Source organism: Siansivirga zeaxanthinifaciens CC-SAMT-1, from assembly GCF_000941055.1.
GTDB classification, from domain to species: Bacteria; Bacteroidota; Bacteroidia; order Flavobacteriales; family Flavobacteriaceae; genus Siansivirga; species Siansivirga zeaxanthinifaciens.
This window is the reverse complement of sequence record NZ_CP007202.1, coordinates 242,431-260,082: the sequence shown is the minus strand read 5'-3', so window position 1 is coordinate 260,082 and position 17,652 is coordinate 242,431. Positions and strand designations below refer to the sequence as shown.

Annotated in this window: 15 protein-coding genes; 5 read left to right on the top strand and 10 right to left on the bottom strand. The window is 33.7% G+C overall.

Translation table 11 applies throughout. The features are described 5' to 3' along the window. Window positions 1-25 precede the first annotated feature (25 nt). From AW14_RS01285 to AW14_RS01270, 4 genes are all read right to left on the bottom strand, one after another. Complete coding sequence (locus AW14_RS01285) at window positions 26-1,225, bottom strand: OmpA family protein (protein WP_044637161.1); 1,200 nt, start codon at window positions 1,223-1,225, stop codon at window positions 26-28. Between the two features lie 254 nt (window positions 1,226-1,479). Beyond that, a complete protein-coding gene (locus tag AW14_RS01280; protein ID WP_044637160.1) occupies window positions 1,480-2,367 on the bottom strand; it encodes a dienelactone hydrolase family protein in 888 nt (295 codons plus the stop codon). Between the two features lie 11 nt (window positions 2,368-2,378). Further along, window positions 2,379-2,975 (bottom strand): FMN-binding negative transcriptional regulator, encoded by a 597-nt coding sequence (locus tag AW14_RS01275; protein WP_044639439.1) that lies wholly within the window; start codon window positions 2,973-2,975, stop codon window positions 2,379-2,381. A gap of 4 nt (window positions 2,976-2,979) precedes the next feature. Further along, window positions 2,980-3,435 carry a DUF1569 domain-containing protein gene (locus tag AW14_RS01270; RefSeq protein WP_044637159.1) on the bottom strand — a complete coding sequence of 152 codons (456 nt, stop codon included), beginning with the start codon at window positions 3,433-3,435 and terminating at the stop codon, window positions 2,980-2,982. Between the two features lie 50 nt (window positions 3,436-3,485). Here AW14_RS01270 and radC point away from each other — a divergent pair, with 50 nt between their 5' ends. The 4 genes from radC to AW14_RS01250 all read left to right on the top strand — a co-directional run bounded on the left by radC (window position 3,486) and on the right by AW14_RS01250 (window position 7,143). Next, on the top strand, window positions 3,486-4,184 hold the full coding sequence (gene radC, locus AW14_RS01265) for a RadC family protein (RefSeq protein WP_044637158.1): 699 nt from the start codon (window positions 3,486-3,488) through the stop codon (window positions 4,182-4,184). A gap of 173 nt (window positions 4,185-4,357) precedes the next feature. Continuing rightward, a complete protein-coding gene (locus AW14_RS01260) occupies window positions 4,358-5,524 on the top strand; it encodes a polysaccharide deacetylase family protein (RefSeq protein WP_316930042.1) in 1,167 nt (388 codons plus the stop codon). After that, window positions 5,514-6,203: a YjjG family noncanonical pyrimidine nucleotidase gene (locus AW14_RS01255; protein WP_044637156.1), complete on the top strand. Its 690-nt coding sequence runs from the start codon at window positions 5,514-5,516 to the stop codon at window positions 6,201-6,203. The genes AW14_RS01260 and AW14_RS01255 overlap by 11 nt, the downstream gene beginning before the upstream one ends. An 85-nt stretch (window positions 6,204-6,288) precedes the next feature. Next, the gene (locus tag AW14_RS01250) at window positions 6,289-7,143 is read left to right on the top strand and encodes a hypothetical protein (protein WP_044637155.1); all 855 of its coding nucleotides are present in this window, start codon (window positions 6,289-6,291) and stop codon (window positions 7,141-7,143) included. Between the two features lie 103 nt (window positions 7,144-7,246). On the opposite strand, the gene AW14_RS01245 is transcribed toward AW14_RS01250, so the two are convergent. Further along, entirely contained in the window at window positions 7,247-8,524 is a 1,278-nt protein-coding gene (locus AW14_RS01245; RefSeq protein WP_154662170.1) for a replication-associated recombination protein A, read from the bottom strand. Window positions 8,525-8,716: 192 nt separating this feature from the next. On the opposite strand from AW14_RS01245, the gene AW14_RS01240 reads away from it, so the two are divergent. Continuing rightward, a complete protein-coding gene (locus AW14_RS01240) occupies window positions 8,717-9,442 on the top strand; it encodes a rhomboid family intramembrane serine protease (protein ID WP_044637153.1) in 726 nt (241 codons plus the stop codon). Here the strand turns inward: AW14_RS01240 and rlmB are convergent. From rlmB to AW14_RS01215, 5 genes are all read right to left on the bottom strand, one after another. Then, the gene (gene rlmB / locus AW14_RS01235) at window positions 9,439-10,173 is read right to left on the bottom strand and encodes a 23S rRNA (guanosine(2251)-2'-O)-methyltransferase RlmB (RefSeq protein ID WP_044637152.1); all 735 of its coding nucleotides are present in this window, start codon (window positions 10,171-10,173) and stop codon (window positions 9,439-9,441) included. The genes AW14_RS01240 and rlmB overlap by 4 nt on opposite strands. A gap of 69 nt (window positions 10,174-10,242) precedes the next feature. Continuing rightward, complete coding sequence (locus AW14_RS01230; RefSeq protein ID WP_044637151.1) at window positions 10,243-10,986, bottom strand: hypothetical protein; 744 nt, start codon at window positions 10,984-10,986, stop codon at window positions 10,243-10,245. A 12-nt stretch (window positions 10,987-10,998) separates the two neighbouring features. Further along, window positions 10,999-12,960 carry a S8 family serine peptidase gene (locus AW14_RS01225; RefSeq protein WP_084708722.1) on the bottom strand — a complete coding sequence of 654 codons (1,962 nt, stop codon included), beginning with the start codon at window positions 12,958-12,960 and terminating at the stop codon, window positions 10,999-11,001. Beyond that, window positions 12,938-14,398, bottom strand: a complete 1,461-nt coding sequence (locus AW14_RS01220; RefSeq protein ID WP_044637150.1) for a RagB/SusD family nutrient uptake outer membrane protein — start codon at window positions 14,396-14,398, stop codon at window positions 12,938-12,940. Before AW14_RS01220 ends, AW14_RS01225 begins: the two co-directional genes overlap by 23 nt. 10 nt (window positions 14,399-14,408) lie before the next feature. Further along, window positions 14,409-17,567 (bottom strand): SusC/RagA family TonB-linked outer membrane protein, encoded by a 3,159-nt coding sequence (locus tag AW14_RS01215; protein WP_044637149.1) that lies wholly within the window; start codon window positions 17,565-17,567, stop codon window positions 14,409-14,411. Window positions 17,568-17,652: the final 85 nt, after the last annotated feature.

Below are 17,652 nucleotides of genomic sequence, written 5' to 3'. Positions count from 1 at the left end.
TTTTGAGTTAGTTTATAATATTAAATTAAAAATTAATTTTAATATTTAATTCTGCTCTTCTGTTTAATGCTTTACCTTCGGCAGTGTTATTTGGAGCTACTGGTTTTTCTTCACCAAAACCAGCTTGTTCAATAGCGCTACTTGATAATCCTTTTGAAACAAGATATTCAGCTACATTTGAAGCTCTTTTTAAAGATAGTTTTTTGTTGTAAGAATCACTACCAGTGTTATCTGCATATCCTTCAACAGTAATGTTGTATTTAGAAGTTTCTTTTAAAGAAGAAACGATATCATCTAATACCACTTTAGCGTTGTTAGAAACTTCAGCACTATCAAGATCGAAATAAATCGTTTTGTTTGTAGGTACTACTGGTTTAGTTTCTGTTTTTACAACAACCTCTTCTTTTACAGGTGCAGGACAACCGTTATTGTCACCTTTTACGTTTGGACATTTGTCTAAATTATCTGGAATGCCGTCGTTATCTGAATCTGGACAACCACCAAACTCTTTAGGACCGCTTACAGTTGGACAAAGATCAAATTCATTTGGTACACCATCGCCGTCATCATCGTTACTAACTTCTGCAACCTCTTCATTAACTTTTCCTAATTTGAAAACAACGCCAAAGCTGTGTTGCCAATGCTTAGTAAGAAATTCTTCAAACGAATGTTTGTAAGTAGTTTCTAAACTGAAACCTACATTTTTTGCAGCCCAGAATTTAAGACCTAACGATCCGTTTAATGTTCCAGCACCAACAAAATTATTACCTCCAGTACCATTAGAGTTATAAGTTCCTTCTTTAATCCAAGTGTAACCACCACCAATACCAATGAATGGTTCTAATTTTGGAGATTTTTCTAGGTTAGCGAAACTGTAGTTAATCATACCGTCTAAACCGTAATACTCTAATTTGTTTACAAAAGCTGAACTTTGGGTTGCTGTTTCACCCCATTTTGAAAGTTTGTTGTAAGACCCTCTGGCACTAATAGAAAAATTACTACCTAAATACTTTGAAACTTTTACGGTTGGAATTCCAATATTCCAGTGGTCTGTCCAGTTAAAAAATTCATCAAAATATTCTCCTTGTGGTGAGTTTTCTCCAACAGGATAAACATCAACAGCGTTAACGCCTACTTCGATAGCCCATGGATTATCTTTTGTTTGAGCATAAGAGATTGCTCCAATAAATAACAAAAATAATCCTAATACAATTTTTTTGTTCATAGTTTTTAAAATCAATGGTTAAATTAAAATTTGGTGCAAAAGTAGATATACATCTTTAAATAATGAACAAAAATATTTATTATTTCTTACAAAAATTATTATTTGTAAGTAATTGAAAATTAACAAAATAGGTAATTATTGAATGTTTTTTATTAATTTTTAATGAAAATAAAAACATAAAATGCTTTTGTTTTCATCTAGTTAAAGGATTATTAATAGTAGGATAAATTATTTATTGTTTTTGATACTCATTTTTATATGAGTTTTTCTCTAAAAAAGGCTATGGTTCTTTCCCAAGCCAAGTTTGCTGCAGCATCATCGTATCTTGGTGTCGTATTATTGTGAAATCCATGATTAACGTTGTCGTAAAAATATACTGTATGTTCTACATTGTTTTCTTTTAATGCTTTTTCGTAATCTGGCCAACCTGCATTGACTCTGGTGTCTAAACCAGCATATTGTATAAGTAAAGCCGATTTAATTTGAGAGGTTTCTTCGGCGCTTGGCTGTCCGCCATAAAAAGGTACGCTGGCTTTTAAATTCGGAATTTTTACCGCCATAATATTAGCAATCCATCCGCCAAAGCAAAATCCAACCACTCCAATATGACCATTGCAATTTTCATGTTGCGATAAATAAGTATAGGCAGCAATAAAATCTTCTAACATCTCATTTTTATCGCGTTGGCGTTGTAATTCTCTGCCATCATCGTCATTTCCGGGGTAACCACCTAGCGGTGTTAAGGCATCTGGAGCCAAGGATATAAATTGTTCGAGAGCCGCACGTCTTCCAACATCTTCAATGTATGGGTTGAGGCCTCGGTTTTCATGCACAACAATAATTCCGGGTAGTTTATTTGTTGTGTTTTTAGGTTTCGATAATAATCCTTTAATTGTTCCACCACCTTTGGGAGATTCGTAATGTATATAAGAAGAATCTATATTTGGGTCATTTGGCTTAACAAGAAGGGTGTCTTTGTAATTAGGAGTAATAAAACTCAAAAGCGCTCCAACAGTAATGCCACCCACTGCATAAAGTGAAAGGTTTTCAATAAATTTTCTTCGGTCTATTTTATTGTGTGCGTAATCATCGTATAAATCAAAAACGTCTTGACTGATATCTTCCTTGTTAAGTGGTTTCATAATAATTTGTTTTAAATGATTTTATTTAAAAAGTGTTCCATGCTTTCTGTGTTTGCACGAATTAACTCAGCTTTAGCGTTTTTAATATCTTCTGTTTTTTTGTCTTGCGAGAGTTTAAATTTTCCTTCCCAAGAATTAATGGTTATTTCAAACATATTAATATAATCTAAAGCACCTAACATGCGCGGATTATCTGGTTCTAAAACGTATTTATGCAATGGTGCTTCTAAAAATTCGGTCATTTTTATAATGGAATGTTTCAAGACTTCTTTGCTTTCTATCGCTTTTACTGTGCCGGTTAGATGGACTTTTATATAATTCCATGTGGGTAGTTGGTTAGTGGTGTAAATGCTTGGCGAGATATAACATTGCGGTCCCGAGAAAATAACAGTTATGGGATTGTTATTTTTTAAAAAAGCTGCTTGGGGGTTAAATTTATCTATATGGCCAATAAGTTTGCCAGCTTCGTTATAAATTAAAGGCAAATGTGTAATAAAGGGAATGTTTTGGTTAACAGAAATAATAGTCGCTAAAGGATAATGCTTAATTACTTCTATCATGTGATTGATATTGTTATCCTGATGCTGTTTTGGTGGATATGTGCTCATATTACTAAACTCCAAATTGTCTGAAATGATGATCTAAATGTTTGTAAAATGATTTGCCCCATTGTTCTGAATTAAATTTCCCAAAGTACGGATGAACCTTCGATGGTTTGAAAAAAGCTTCAGATTGACTTATTTGTTCAATTTTAGATTTTAGTAGGTTCTTTTGTGCTTCGAAAGCACTGTTGTCTATGTGTTCAATAAATTCTTTAGCAGTTGGCAAGCCTTGTTTCCAGGGTTTGTCGTTATATAGACTGGGGCTTACCATTTTAAATAATAACCTCATTACAATGTTTGGTTTTTCGATTGTTACTTCCTGTAAGGCGACTTCAAATGGTTTTCTGCAGTGGGAAAGCATTTCGGTAACATTCATTTTACCCCATTTCGCCTTGTTTTGGCTGGTAAGATTGTTTAATCTGTTTGTAATTTCCTGGTAAGCGTCTTTTTCAAAAATTGATTTCATGAATAATTTATTTTTTCCTTTATAAAGTTACATTTTTTTATATTTGAAAAATGAAAGAAAAATCAACATCATTCTCCATAAAAAACTGGTCTCAAGACGATCGCCCGAGGGAAAAATTATTAGCCAAAGGAAAATCAACTTTAACCGATGCCGAATTAGTAGCCATATTAATTGGTTCGGGAAACCGCAACGAAAGTGCCGTAACTTTATGCAAACGAATTTTGGCCAGTGTCGATAATAATTTAAATGCCCTTAGTAAGCTATCGGTTAAACAACTCATGACATTTAATGGTATAGGTGAAGCAAAGGCAATTAGCATTGTTGCTGCACTCGAGTTGGGACGCAGAAGGCGCGGGGAGGAGGCGCTAGAAAAGAAAAAAATAACATCAAGCTCGGCGGTATTCGAACTTATGCAACCCGTTATTGGCGAGTTAGAACATGAAGAGTTCTGGATAATTTATTTAAATAATTCGAATAAAGTAATTCAAAAAAATCAATTGAGTAAAGGCGGTATTACTGGCACTTTAGTCGATGTGCGTTTGGTTTTAAAAATAGCTTTAGAGGTAGGAGCGACGGGTTTAATTCTGTCTCATAATCATCCTTCGGGGACACTAAAACCCAGTGAAGCCGATAAGCAAATTACGCAAAAGCTTAAAAATGCTGCACAAAGTTTAGATATTAAAGTGCTAGACCACTTAATTATAACAGAAAATGCATACTTTAGTTTTGCCGATGAAGGCCTTATGTAATCTGTTATTTTTTTAAGATTAAAGCACTGTCTAATAGTATGTTGTTAGTTTATACCCATAAAATCTCACCCCGTTTAAAATATGTTTTTAAGCATATATGTACTCGTGTTCTTGGGTTTGACGTTGCTTTTACCACAAAAATAGAAGACTTTATTGCGCACGACAGTTTAAAAATGTCGTACACAAAGCAACCGCTTAGTCATGAGTTTTTTGTTAAAAGTCACGATATATTATTTGAGCAAGGTTTAAACGATATAGAAATAAATGTTTTAAAATGGGAGGATACAAAATGTTTCTTTTTTAACGGCGATAAAAGTGCGTTACCCTTCGATATTTTTGCGGCGTCTTTTTATATGTTATCCAGGTATGAAGAATATTTGCCTCATGTAAAAGACGAGTACGGCCGATTTGTAGCCACCGAAAGTTTAGCTTTTAAAAAAGGATTTTTACAGCAACCCGTTGTCGATATCTGGGCCTATAAGTTTAAAGAAGCCTTAAGTTTACAATTTCCAGAGTACGAATTCTCAAAAAAAGAGTATAGCATAAAACCAATTATAGATGTGCCAAGCGCTTTTCATTTTAAAAGTAAAGGCATCATGAGAACATTTGGAGGCACTATAAAAGATTTTTTCAAGCTAAAATTTAAGAGTTTATACAACAGGTATATGGTGCTTTTTGGTTTAAAGCATGACCCCTACGACACGTTTAAATATCTTATAAACAAGCAAAAACAAAGTAAATTTAAGTTTTTGTTTTTCTTTTTAATTGGCGATTTTTCTACTTACGATAAGGGTATTAACCCTAATAATAAGCATTTAATCTCCTTAATAAAACACGTGGCCGATTACAGCGATGTTGGTCTAAAGGCTTCCTATTTTGCTTTAGAAAATTTATTGGTTTTAAAGAAAGAAAAACTTAAAATGGAAGAAATAATTAACATTCCATTAAAGGCATCAAGACAGTCGTTTTCTAAACTTAATTTGCCCGAGTCTTACAGAAATTTAATAGAATTAGAAATTCAGGAAGATTACACAATGGGTTACGTTAATCAAATAGGGTTTCGAGCCGGATCTTGTACGCCCTTTTTATTTTACGATTTAGATTACGAAATTCAAACCCCGTTAAAAATCCATTCGTATCATATTATGGATTATAGTTTGCTTAAAACAAATTCAATGTTAGATAAGAAAAAAGTGCTGCTGGATGTTATAAATGAAGTTAAAAAAGTAAATGGCGAGTTTATTCCCGTATTTCATAATTATACCTTTAGCGACATAGAACGCTGGAAAGGATTTAAAGAATTGTTTAATATAATTTTAGATTCTGTTGATGAAAATTAATGGTATAACAGATGTGTTTTTCGATTTAGACCACACACTTTGGGATTTCGATAAAAATTCGGCATTAACTTTTAGTAAGATTTTTAATTTAAATAATATTCAGGTTGATTTAGCTGAATTTTTAAAGCATTACAACGAAATTAACTTTAATTATTGGAAGCTATATCGTGATGAAAAAATAGCAAAAGAAAAATTACGTTTCGGACGATTGAACGACACATTTACAGCCATAAACCATAAAGTTGAAGAAGCTACTTTTTATAAATTATCTGAAGATTATATAACTTATTTAACAGATAACAATTACTTGTTTGAAAACACCATAGAAATATTAAATTATTTAAGCGATAGATACCATTTGCATATTTTGTCTAATGGGTTTGAAGAGGTACAGAACAAGAAATTATTAAAATCTAATATTCATCATTATTTTAAAACCATTGTAAACGGGGAAACCTTTGGCGTAAAGAAACCCAACCCTAAAATATTTTATTATGCTATTGAGAAAGCCCAAACTACTGCCGATAAAAGTGTTATGATTGGAGATGGTTTTGAAGCAGATATTCTTGGAGCTATTGATGTAGGCATGGAAGTGGTATATTTTGATGAGTTTAAAAAATCTAACCACGCTAATATTAGAACCATTAATAATTTAATTGAACTAAAAAACTACTTATAAATAGTAAGTTTATTGTTTAAAAAAAAATAAATTTAACAACATATAGTATATTTACAGTATACGCCAAGTTAAAAAATAAATACCAATGAAAGCTAGAATATTATCTGTTCTTATTGCCGTGCTTGTTGCAAGCAGTGTTTTTTCACAAAACAGTTTAGATAAATACAAATACGTCATTGTTCCGAATAAATTTGATTTTTTTAAGGAAAGAAATCAGTATCGATTAAATGAATTCACTAAGTTTTTATTTAATAAATATGGTTTTATCGCAGTTATGGAAGGTAGCGAATACCCTAAAGATTTAGCAAACAATAGATGTATTGCACTAAAGTCTGATGTATTAAAAGATTCGGGATTGTTTAAAACAAAATTGGCAGTAGAACTTAAAGATTGTAATGATGTAGTTGTTTTTACTGGTGCATATGGTTCGAGCAGAGAGAAAGAATATGATAAGGCTTACACCGAAGCATTGCGAAACGCATTTCAATCGGTTGAAGCTTTAAATCATAAATACGATGCTAATGCTGCGACACAGCCGGAAACCACCAACGATAGCGAAACAAATACTGAAGTTGTTACAGAAATCGCTAAATTAAAAGAGGAATTAAAAACCTTAAAAGAAGAAAAACAAACCGAAGTTGTAGAGACTGCAAAACCTAAAGTTGTTGAAGTAGTTAAAGTAACTAAAGCAAAAACCGAGGAAACTACCAAAGCGCTACCAATTCCTTCGGGTATATTATATGCTCAAGCAATAGAAAACGGATTTCAATTGGTAGACAGTACACCAAAAGTGGTTTATAAAATTAGAAAAACGGGTATTGATGGCGTTTATATGGTAGAAAATAATAATGCCACTATATATAAAAAAGGTGCCGATTGGATTATAGAATATTATGAGAATAATGTTTTAAAGCAGGATGTACTTAATATTAAATTCTAATGTTTCTATAAAACCTAAGATTGCGTTAGGGATTGAAGCGGCATCCTTTTTTTGAGGCACGATAAAAAAGATATAGCGAAAAGCCCGACCCTTGGGTAACGCCCTAATAATTGTATTTATCTTTCCAGCGTTCTTTTAAAAATGTTCTGTGGGCTTCTTCGCGCGCATTTTTTCCCGGTTCGTAAAAGGTGGTGTTTTTTATAAGGTCTGGCAAAAACTCCTGATTGGCAAAATTGTTTTCGTAATTGTGTGCATACTTGTAATTATCGCCATAACCGAGTTCTTTCATTAGCTTGGTGGGCGCATTCCTAATTTCTAAAGGCACCGATAAATCGCCTGTTTCTCGAACAACCTGTTGTGCTTTACCAATTGCCATATAGGCGGCGTTGCTTTTGGGCGAACATGCTAAATACGTGGCACACTGACTTAATATAATTCGAGATTCTGGGTAGCCAATGGCCGTTACCGCTTGAAATGCGTTGTTGGCAATAACCAAGGCCGTTGGGTTGGCGTTGCCTATATCTTCGCTGGCTAAAATGAGTAAACGGCGGGCAATAAATTTAACATCTTCGCCGCCTTCAATCATTCGTGCCAACCAGTAAACCGCTCCGTTGGGGTCGCTGCCACGAATGGACTTAATAAATGCCGAAATAATGTCGTAATGTTGTTCGCCTGTTTTATCGTATCTGGCGGTGTTGTTTTGTATTTTCTCTAGCACACTCGTATCGGTAATAACGACATGGTCTGAGCCTTCAGAATTAACAATAAGCTCAAAAATATTTAAAAGCTTTCTGGCATCGCCACCAGAAAGGCGCAATAGGGCATTGGTTTCTTGGAGCGTTATATTTTTTTTAGACAGATAAACGTCGTTTTTTATAGCTCGGTTTAAAAGCGTTTCTAAATCGGTTTTATCGAAGGCATTTAAAATATAAACCTGACAACGCGAAAGGAGTGCCGGTATTACTTCGAAACTTGGGTTTTCGGTGGTAGCGCCAATAAGTGTAATCCAACCTTTTTCTACGGCTTGCAGGAGCGAGTCTTGTTGCGATTTACTAAACCTATGAATTTCATCGATAAATAAAATGGGGTTTTTAACCGTAAATAAGCCGCCGCTTTGCTTTGCTTTATCAATAACATCGCGAATATCCTTCACACCCGAATTAATGGCGCTTAGCGTGTAAAATGGGCGTCCAGACTCGGTTGCAATAATATTTGCGAGTGTAGTTTTTCCTATACCTGGTGGTCCCCAGAAAATCATAGACGGAATTAAACCCTGTTTTATATGTTGGGTTAGCGTACCATTTTTACCAACCAAATGCGATTGGCTAATATAGTCGTCTAAGGTTTTAGGTCGTAATCGTTCTGCTAAAGGTTCGTTCACATTCATAAACGTAAAATTAAATGAAATTATTTAAGTATGGGCGTGTCCTTGCAAAAAAGCAAGGTCGGGTTTTACGCTGTATCTTTTTTTCGTGCCTCAAAAAAGGATGCCGCTTCAACCCCTCACGCGGTGCGTGTCTGCCAATTTATCAGTAGCTATGAAATTGGTTAGCTATTTGCTATCTTTATTACTATGAAAAACCAAGAACATTTTAAATTCTCACTGGGCGTAGTTGCTTATCCGTTGTTTTCGGTGCTTTTTTTATGGATGGTTTTTTGGTTTCAAGTTCGGTTTGGATATCATTTTAGTAAATATGGTATTTATCCTCAAACTTTAAAAGGATTGCGGGGCGTTTTTTTTAGTCCGTTTATTCATGGAAGTTTACAGCATTTATATCATAACAGTATCCCTTTATTGGTATTAGGGATGTCCCTTTTTTACTTTTATCGCGCCATCGCTTGGAAAGTAATATGTTATGGTATTTTGCTATCTGGTTTTTTAACGTGGTGTATTGGCAGGCCTTCCTTTCATATTGGTGCCAGCGGCCTAGTTTATGTTTTGGTAAGTTTTATTTTTTTTAAAGGTGTTTTTGCAAAGCATTACCGTTTAATTGCTTTATCGCTTTTAGTTGTTTTTTTATACGGAAGTATGATTTGGTATACTTTACCCATAGAACGCGGTATTTCCTGGGAAGGGCATATGTCTGGGTTAATAACCGGTTTGTTATTTGCGTTTATTTTTAGATCCCAAATTGCTAAACCCAAAAAATTTGAATGGGAACATAAAGATTTTAATGAAGATAACGACCCTTTTCTAAAACACTTCGATGAAAATGGAAATTTTATAGAATTACCAGAACCAGAAGTAGAGGAGGAGCAACCTACCGTAATTTATACTTATAAAGAAAATAAAGATTAAAGACGTTGCCTTACAGCCTCGTAAAGAAAGGCTCCACAAGCCACCGATACGTTTAAAGATTCTATATCGCCCAATAATGGCAATTTAGCTTTAGCATCAACTACCTTTAAAATAGAAGGGTTTATACCACGATCTTCAGACCCCATAATGATGGCACAAGGTTCTTTAAAAGAAACATCGTAAAGTGTGTCGTTTGTTTTCTCTGTAGCTGCTATTACTTTTATATCTGATGCTTGCATGAAAAAAACAGCGTCTTTTATGTGATCTACTTTACAAATTGGCACTTTAAAAACAGCTCCAGCACTTGTTTTAATAGTATCACCATTAACAGGAGCGCCGCCCTTTTTTTGTATTATAATACCATTTACACCGGTACATTCTGCAGTACGGATAATTGCTCCAAAGTTACGCACATCACTTAGTTGATCTAACAAAAGGAATAATGGTGTTTTGCCAGATTCAACAACTTCGGTTACTAAAGTTTCTAAATCGTGAAAAGCAATAGGCGAAATTTGAGCCACAGCCCCTTGGTGATTCCCTTTGGTAAGTCTGTTTAATTTCTCGACAGGAACATAAGATGAATTAATAGATTTTTGACGCAGCACAAATTCTAACTCCGAGAACAATTCGCCTTTTAGTCCTTTTTGAAGGAATACTTTATCTATAATTTCACCAGCATTAATAGCTTCTATTATGGCTCTAATACCAAATATTTGTGTTTGATCTTGCATGGGGTAAAGGTATAAAAAAAGAGGTTGATAAATCAACCTCTTTTATTTATAAAAATTTTGTAATTCTATTTAGTTACTAATAGTAAATACTCTTGATGTTCCGAAACCAAAATCACCAACAATTTCTACTAATTTATTTCCACTATTTAATATTGATGCACTACCGTTTGCTGGAAATGATAGTCCATCGCCGAAATCATCATTTATAGTAAATGTATAAGTTCCTGGAGCTAAACAAAAAGTAGAAGAAGCATTTGCTTGGCCTTCAGCATAGGTTCCTAGTGCTGCAGAATACAATACTGTATCAGAGCTATCTTTAATTTCCCAACTTGTTTCATTTCCATAACCATCAAAAATAATATTTAATACAGTCTCTGGATAAGGACAAATTTGTTTAAGATTAATTTCAAGTGTGTTACTTGTTAATAAACCTTCTTCAGATACAAAATCTAATGCTAAAATATCATTGCCAGATGGATTTATATTAGGTCCAACTAAATCAACATTAAATGTTCCAATGTTAGAGTTCGCAGGAACAGTAACAGTTGAAGGAACAGTATAGGCAGATGCATTAGCTGTCGTTAATCTTGTATTTACAACAATATTAAATGTGCGATCTGATTCTGAAGTATTTGACGTAGCAATTTTTAATTCTTCAGTAACATTTGCACTAGGATTTACACCTAATAAAGGTTTAGCTTCAAATCCCACATAGTTTATTTCTAATATTGTAGGAGTATCATCATTTTTTTCACAGTTTGTTAATAAAACAAGAGTGAATATAGCCGAAAAGAGCAAAAATAATTTTTTCATAATTATTGAGTTTTATTTTATTATAATTTTTTTTGTGTATTTTGAAGTTTGATTTGAAATATTTAAAAAATAAATACCTTTTGATAATTTTGATGTGTTTATTGAATACCTATTTCCTTTAGGATCTTTCACTAAATCATCGAATACCAAATTTCCTAATACGTTATATACTGTAATTCTGGTATTTTTTTCCAAATTTTCTTTGAAATCAATATACAGTTTATCGGTCGTAGGTATTGGCCAAATCGCAGTTTCAATTAGATTGTTTTTATCATCAGTACCCAATGTCAAGTTTGCTCCTGTAATTATCAACGAAAAGGTCTGGGCTCCATCTTTTAACGAACCTTTATGAGATACAGTTAAAGCGTAGTTACCAGCAGTAGGGTTTGTAATATCTATCCTTTCAATATTATCTACATTGTTATCACCTTTTATCGCTGCACCTGCAACATTTGCACTATTTAATTTCCAAGGTAAAAAAACGATATTATTAGTATCCTCTAACCTTAAATCTAGATCATTTTCTAACCTAGGAGAAAGTACATTATTAGGGCTCGATGATATATCCCCTGGAGGATCTGTCCAACAAATAGATGCTCGTAATTCAACACCAGAATCAGCAAAGAACTCATATGTATAAGTATCCCCATTATTAATTGTAATTTCTCTAATTAAAGCGGTTCCTTCATTATTACCCTTTATAATCAATGCTGCATCTTCAGCATTTAATAGACCCCAACCAAAAATACCATCAGGTCCTTTTCTGGTGTTGTCATCAATTGCTGTGTGGCATACAAGACCCTTTAAGGTAGATGCTCTCATGTAGTTAGAATTAAGCTGATTATAATACTCTTGTAATAATAGTAATGAGCCAGCAACATTAGGAGAGGCCATTGATGTACCAGAAAATGTACTGTAATCTGAATCATTAGCGTCTGTACTTGAGTAAACGTTTGTTCCATCTCCAGCAATATCTGGTTTAACTCGGAAATCATCTGTTGGTCCTTGACTACTATTGCTGTTAATTGCTAGTATGGTTAGTGCTCCAGTTGTTGCATTTAGTATAGGATTAGCATTAGCTACTACTAGATTATTTTTAGCAGTTTTATTTTGAGTTAATTTATCGAATCCTGGAGCAAGACCTCCAGTGTACGTTTCAATTCCCTCATTTCCTGCAGAATTAACAGCTAAATAGTAAGGTGCATTATATGCAACATCATCCCATATTCTTGCATCAGAAGTATAAGATCCAATATTTTGAGCAGATATTTGTTGGTTACCTGACGAGAATATTGGTACTCCATATGAATGATTAGAAATTAGCAATCCGTTTGCTGCTTCATTTAAAGCCTCACTATCATCTAGTATCCAATCATAAGATCTCAAGGTAGCTTTTGGAGCCATTCCTTTAGCTTTAGGATCTGCACCTTTGGCTACAAGAGTACCTGCCACATGTGTAGCATGGTCGCTAATTGGTCCAAAAAAAGCACCTGGAAATTCTGGGTATACAACTCTAGATTTTGGGATGGTTTGATCATCTTTAAATTCATTGTGCGTACCACGCACACTTTCTTCATCCCAAACGCCAATATTCATGTTTAACCCTTCTAGATTTAATCCTAAACCACCACCTGTATGTAATTTGTCAGTCTTAGTTGCCTTGGCACTATTTAAATTGTGAGTAGTTATATAAACTGGCTTTCCATCAACAATATCATTAATCATATATGTTTTACCATTTATTTTCATTTTATATGATATTTGATCGTTATTCTTGAGAAAAGTAGAAACTCTCAACTCTTTCAATTTATTTTTCTCATTTATTACTGATTTTAGATTTTGAATTTTATCTAAATTATAATTAGATATAATCTTATCCTTCTCAGCTTTGGTTTGAGAAAATATATTAAAAGTTGTTAAACTTATGACAAGGCAAAAAAGACAAACTTTGTTATTCATTGTTAAATCCTGCATAGTTATCGTTTAAATCTATTTCATCTTCAGGTATTTTTAAGAAGAATAGATTGCTATCAGCAGGTACCGTTAATCTTACACGATGTTTTGTACCTCTAATAATTGGTAGATTGTAACGCTTAGCGTCAAACCATTGAGGTCCAAATTCACCATAAAACTCTTTTTTGCGTTCTAGTAATATTTCATCTAACAAGTCTTGCCCTGTTTTAAGTGATTTTACAGCATTTGGATCTCGTGCAGATTGTAAGGCAAAAAGTAAATTTTGTGCTTGTTCTGTATTTCCTAGGTGGTATTGTGCCTCGGCATCAAATAATACCATTTCTGATTTTCTGATTAATGGAATATCAGATGAGAAAGTAAATGCATATTTTGTAGTAATATATTGTCTCCAAGGTTCAGTTGCAGAAACGCCATAAATGTCGAAAAACAAGTTACGAACATCTGTAGTAGAAAATTTCTCAACAAAATCTGGGTCAATATAACTTGCAGAATAACTCAATGTTAGGTGGTCCATCATAGGCGCAGCATGACCCCAAAAGAAATTTGTTTCATCTGATCCATTTTGAAACAATGCCCATAACCATTCTTGATCTTGCATATCACTGAAACCATTGCCCCAATTTGATGATTGTACTGCAGCTGTGGCATTACCACCATACGCAGCTCTTGCTAAAGATGAAACTTTACCCCAATCATCTTGAGTTACAGATAATACTCTGGTTAAAACTGCTTGTGCCACAGCTTTATTTATAAAACTTTTACCAGGTCTTGAAGTAGGTAAATCTGCTATAGCGTCTTCTAAATCTTGTATTACTTGATTGTAAATAACGCTCATTGGTACAGGAGGATTTCCTCCCACTGTCTCTAATGTGGTGGGTTCAGTGTAAAGAGGGATTCTTTCTACACTACGATCATTGTTGTAATTTGGACAAAATTCAAGCAACAATTCAAACATATGTAACCCTCTAAAAAATTTCCCTTTTGCTATGAATTCTTTTTTATCGCTTTCAGATAGAGTAGGGCTATTTTCAACACCCGCAATTAAAGTATTAGCAAAATTTACATTTTCATAATTGAAACTCCAAGAAAAATTGGTACGTCTAAAGTTAGGCTCTCTGTTTTCGTGACCATAATCAAATCGATACCATGATACTCCTTGTATGATATCGTTTCCTTTTACGGCTCTTGCAAAGTACATAGCATAGATACCTCCTGCATCTACTGATCCATATTGTCCTTTATAATTTGCTAAAATACCATTAACAAATGTTTGAGCATTGTTTCTATTTGCAAAAATTATGTTATCAGTAACACCCGAAGTGTCAGTAGGTTCATCAACAAATTCTTCGCTACAAGAACTTAAACTTGCAATAAGTACTACCATTGTAAGAAATACAAAAGGTAGTTTCCATGAATTTTTAATATTTATATTTTTCATAACTTTTTTTTTATAGTTTTATAAGTGCACCAAATGTAAGTGTTCTTTGTAATGGCGATCTGTTATTTGTTAATCCATTAAATGCTTGTTCTGGATCAATACCTTTATGTGATTGCCAAGTAACTAAGTTATCTCCTTGTATATATAATCTAAACTGCTTTAGCCCTAAACGATCTAAATCTTTTTGAGGTAGATTATAACCAATAGTTAATGCTTTTAATCTTAAATAATCGTTTTTAAATAAATAACGGGTAGATTGAGAAGCAAAATTGTTTTGTGCTTGTGTTAGTCTAGGGATATTAGTGATGTCGCCAGGTTGAGACCAAGCTTTAAAATTGTCTGGGTGAGCAGAACCTCCTACAGCTGGATTGATTAATCCACTGTAATCTGTATCTAGTAAATATGCTCCAGAACTAAAATTAAATAAAGCATAGATATCAAACTGCTTGTATCTGAAAGTAGTATTTAAACCTCCTTGAATGTCTGGTAACGATTCTTTACCTGTTTCATATCGAGTAGCAATATCGTATTGGTTAGTAACATCTCTACCAATTACATCTCCATTAGTATCAGTAACATCTATATACCAAAGTGCATCCCCTGTAGCTGGGTCTACTCCTGCCCATTCTCTTAAGTAAAATTCAAATAATGAATTTCCTGGTTCCCATAATTTTGTTCCTTGTATTTGTCTATCAGAAAACGGAGAAATTTGCTTGATTTCGTTTTTTAACAGAGCAAAATTTCCGCCTAAACTCCAAGTTACATTTTCTTGATCTATAATATTACTGTTTAGGGTAACTTCCCAACCGCTATTGTTAATAATACCTGCATTTGCTCTAACTACAGGCACTCCAGGCGAAGGTGTTGCAGTAATATCTTGAATAAGATCAACACTTTCTCTATTAAAATACTCAACCGATCCTGAAAGGGCACCGTTAAATATTGTGAAATCTAAACCGTAATTTGATGTTCTTGCCGTTTCCCATTTTAATGCAGGGTCTGGTAATGTTCCGGCAGGTAAGTTACTTCCTTGTCCTTCAACAGGAGAAATGGTAACATTATTAAAGTTAGCACCACCAAATAAGAAACTTGTAGGGAAAAAGCCCCCTGGAATATTAATATTTCCTAGTTCTCCAATAGAAGCTCTAAGTTTTAAATTATTTATCCAACTTACATTTTTTAAGAAGCTTTCATTAGAAACAACCCAAGAACCACCAACAGAGAAGAAATCTCCAGTTCTAAATTGCTCTTCAAATTGAGAAGATTTATCTTCACGGTAACTACCTTCAATAAAATATTTTCTATCAAAATTATAAGACAATCTACCTAAATAACTTGTAATTCTTTGTTCTTGTCTAAAGCCTCCAAATGATTCGGCAACTGTACCATTTCCAAGCTCTTGTTGTCCTGGTAAAAATCCTGTAGAAGAAGCGCTAAAAGTATCTGTAGCATTTGTGTTAGCTTCATAAATAGCATCAAAGGAAACAGAATGTTTGCCAAAACTCTTAGAATAGTTTAATGCCTGAATAGCATTTAATGTTGAAGTAATATTTCTGGTTTTAGAAACCCTTCCTTGAACTGATGATGCCGCTCCAATTTCATCATCATCAAATGAATGGCTGTCAAACACAAAGTTTTCGTAATTAAAAGTTGTTCTAAATGTGAAATCGTTTAAAAAGTTTACTTCAGCATAAGTAGATCCAACAAGATTGGTACGAATTCTTTTTTCAGTACCAAGTAATATAGAAGCTAATATATTTTCTCCAACAATACCTGGTCTAATATTATTAACTGGTTGACCAACCGGTCTGCCATTTCCATTACCCAAATCATAGATTAAACCACCATTAGCATCTCTAATTACATTACCATTAGCATCTCTAACATAAATAGGGTATACGCTACTGTTGTTGTAAATCCAAGAAATAGCTTGGGTTGTGCTTCCTGATGTTTGATCTGGATTATTTGAATTTGATCTAGAATAACCCAATGTTATTCCTGTTTTTAACCAATCATTTACTTCTGTATCTATAGCTGCTCTTGTAGCTATTCTTTCGAAATCTGATTTAATTACAGGTCCATCTTCGTTAAGATAATCAAAAGAGAAGAAATAATTAGACTTTTCACCACCACCAGATACACTTAAAGTATGATTTATTCTAGGAACATTTCTTCTTAGAACACTTTCTTCCCAATCTGTGTCCCATAATAGATTTGCACCAGAAACTAAATTACCATCAGTGTCAATCGGATTATTTACTCCAAATGGATTGTATCCTATGAAAGGCACTAGTCCATTACTTGCATTTAAAGCTGCATCTACAGGAGATTGCCCTAAACCATAAAGGTTGTCGTTTCTTAATGAAGTCCACATTAACTTCATATATTCTTCAGGATTTACAAGATCATGTATACCAACAGAAGGGTTGGATAATCCATACTGAGTTCTTAAACTTATTTCAGCACCCGAATTTCTTTTACCTCTTTTTGTTGTTATTATTACTACTCCATTAGCTGCTCTAGATCCATATAAAGAGGCAGAACCCGCATCTTTTAAAACAGAAATAGATTCAATTTGGTCTTGACTTATGGTATTGATATTTCCATTAAAAGGAGCACCATCAACTACAATTAATGGACTATTATTACCATTGAAACTTCCAAATCCCCTAATCACAAATTCAGGATTAGTACCTGGTTGTCCACCAGCAGTAATCAAGTTAACACCTGCAACAGTACCTTGTAAAGCCCTTAGCGGTGAAGTAACTTGCTGATTACTTATTGTTTCTGCTTTTATTACGTCAATAGCACCAACAATAGATTCCCTTGTTTGTGTTCCATAGGCAACAACAACAACCTCTTCCAGAGCGGCTGCATCTTCTGCCATAGTTACATTAATTGAATTAGACGTTCCAACAGCAATCTCTTTGGTTGAGTATCCAACAAAACTAAAAACAAGAGTTGCACCTTGTTTTGCCTTAATTGAGTATCTACCATCGAAATCTGTTGAAGTACCAGATGTGGTACCTTTTACTAAGACAGTTGCTCCTGGAAGCGGTAAACCCGATGGGTCTGATACCGTACCTGAAATAGTCTTTTCTTGTGCGAAAGTTAATTGCACCACAAACGCTAGTAGTAGCGTTAGAATTCCACTAAACTTTGTTTTCATTTTTAAATTATTTGAATTAGTCAATCTCAAAAATCAAAATAAAAAGTTAATTAAACAATAAAATTAGGTTAAATTTTAATTTTTA

Coding starts and splice junctions, on each gene's coding strand:
- AW14_RS01285 (WP_044637161.1), bottom strand. CDS start 1,225: ATGAACAAAAAAATTGTATTAGGATTATTTTTGTTATTTATTGGAGCA.
- AW14_RS01280 (WP_044637160.1), bottom strand. CDS start 2,367: ATGAAACCACTTAACAAGGAAGATATCAGTCAAGACGTTTTTGATTTA.
- AW14_RS01275 (WP_044639439.1), bottom strand. CDS start 2,975: ATGAGCACATATCCACCAAAACAGCATCAGGATAACAATATCAATCAC.
- AW14_RS01270 (WP_044637159.1), bottom strand. CDS start 3,435: ATGAAATCAATTTTTGAAAAAGACGCTTACCAGGAAATTACAAACAGA.
- radC (WP_044637158.1), top strand. CDS start 3,486: ATGAAAGAAAAATCAACATCATTCTCCATAAAAAACTGGTCTCAAGAC.
- AW14_RS01260 (WP_316930042.1), top strand. CDS start 4,358: ATGTCGTACACAAAGCAACCGCTTAGTCATGAGTTTTTTGTTAAAAGT.
- AW14_RS01255 (WP_044637156.1), top strand. CDS start 5,514: ATGAAAATTAATGGTATAACAGATGTGTTTTTCGATTTAGACCACACA.
- AW14_RS01250 (WP_044637155.1), top strand. CDS start 6,289: ATGAAAGCTAGAATATTATCTGTTCTTATTGCCGTGCTTGTTGCAAGC.
- AW14_RS01240 (WP_044637153.1), top strand. CDS start 8,717: ATGAAAAACCAAGAACATTTTAAATTCTCACTGGGCGTAGTTGCTTAT.
- rlmB (WP_044637152.1), bottom strand. CDS start 10,173: ATGCAAGATCAAACACAAATATTTGGTATTAGAGCCATAATAGAAGCT.
- AW14_RS01230 (WP_044637151.1), bottom strand. CDS start 10,986: ATGAAAAAATTATTTTTGCTCTTTTCGGCTATATTCACTCTTGTTTTA.
- AW14_RS01225 (WP_084708722.1), bottom strand. CDS start 12,960: ATGCAGGATTTAACAATGAATAACAAAGTTTGTCTTTTTTGCCTTGTC.
- AW14_RS01220 (WP_044637150.1), bottom strand. CDS start 14,398: ATGAAAAATATAAATATTAAAAATTCATGGAAACTACCTTTTGTATTT.
- AW14_RS01215 (WP_044637149.1), bottom strand. CDS start 17,567: ATGAAAACAAAGTTTAGTGGAATTCTAACGCTACTACTAGCGTTTGTG.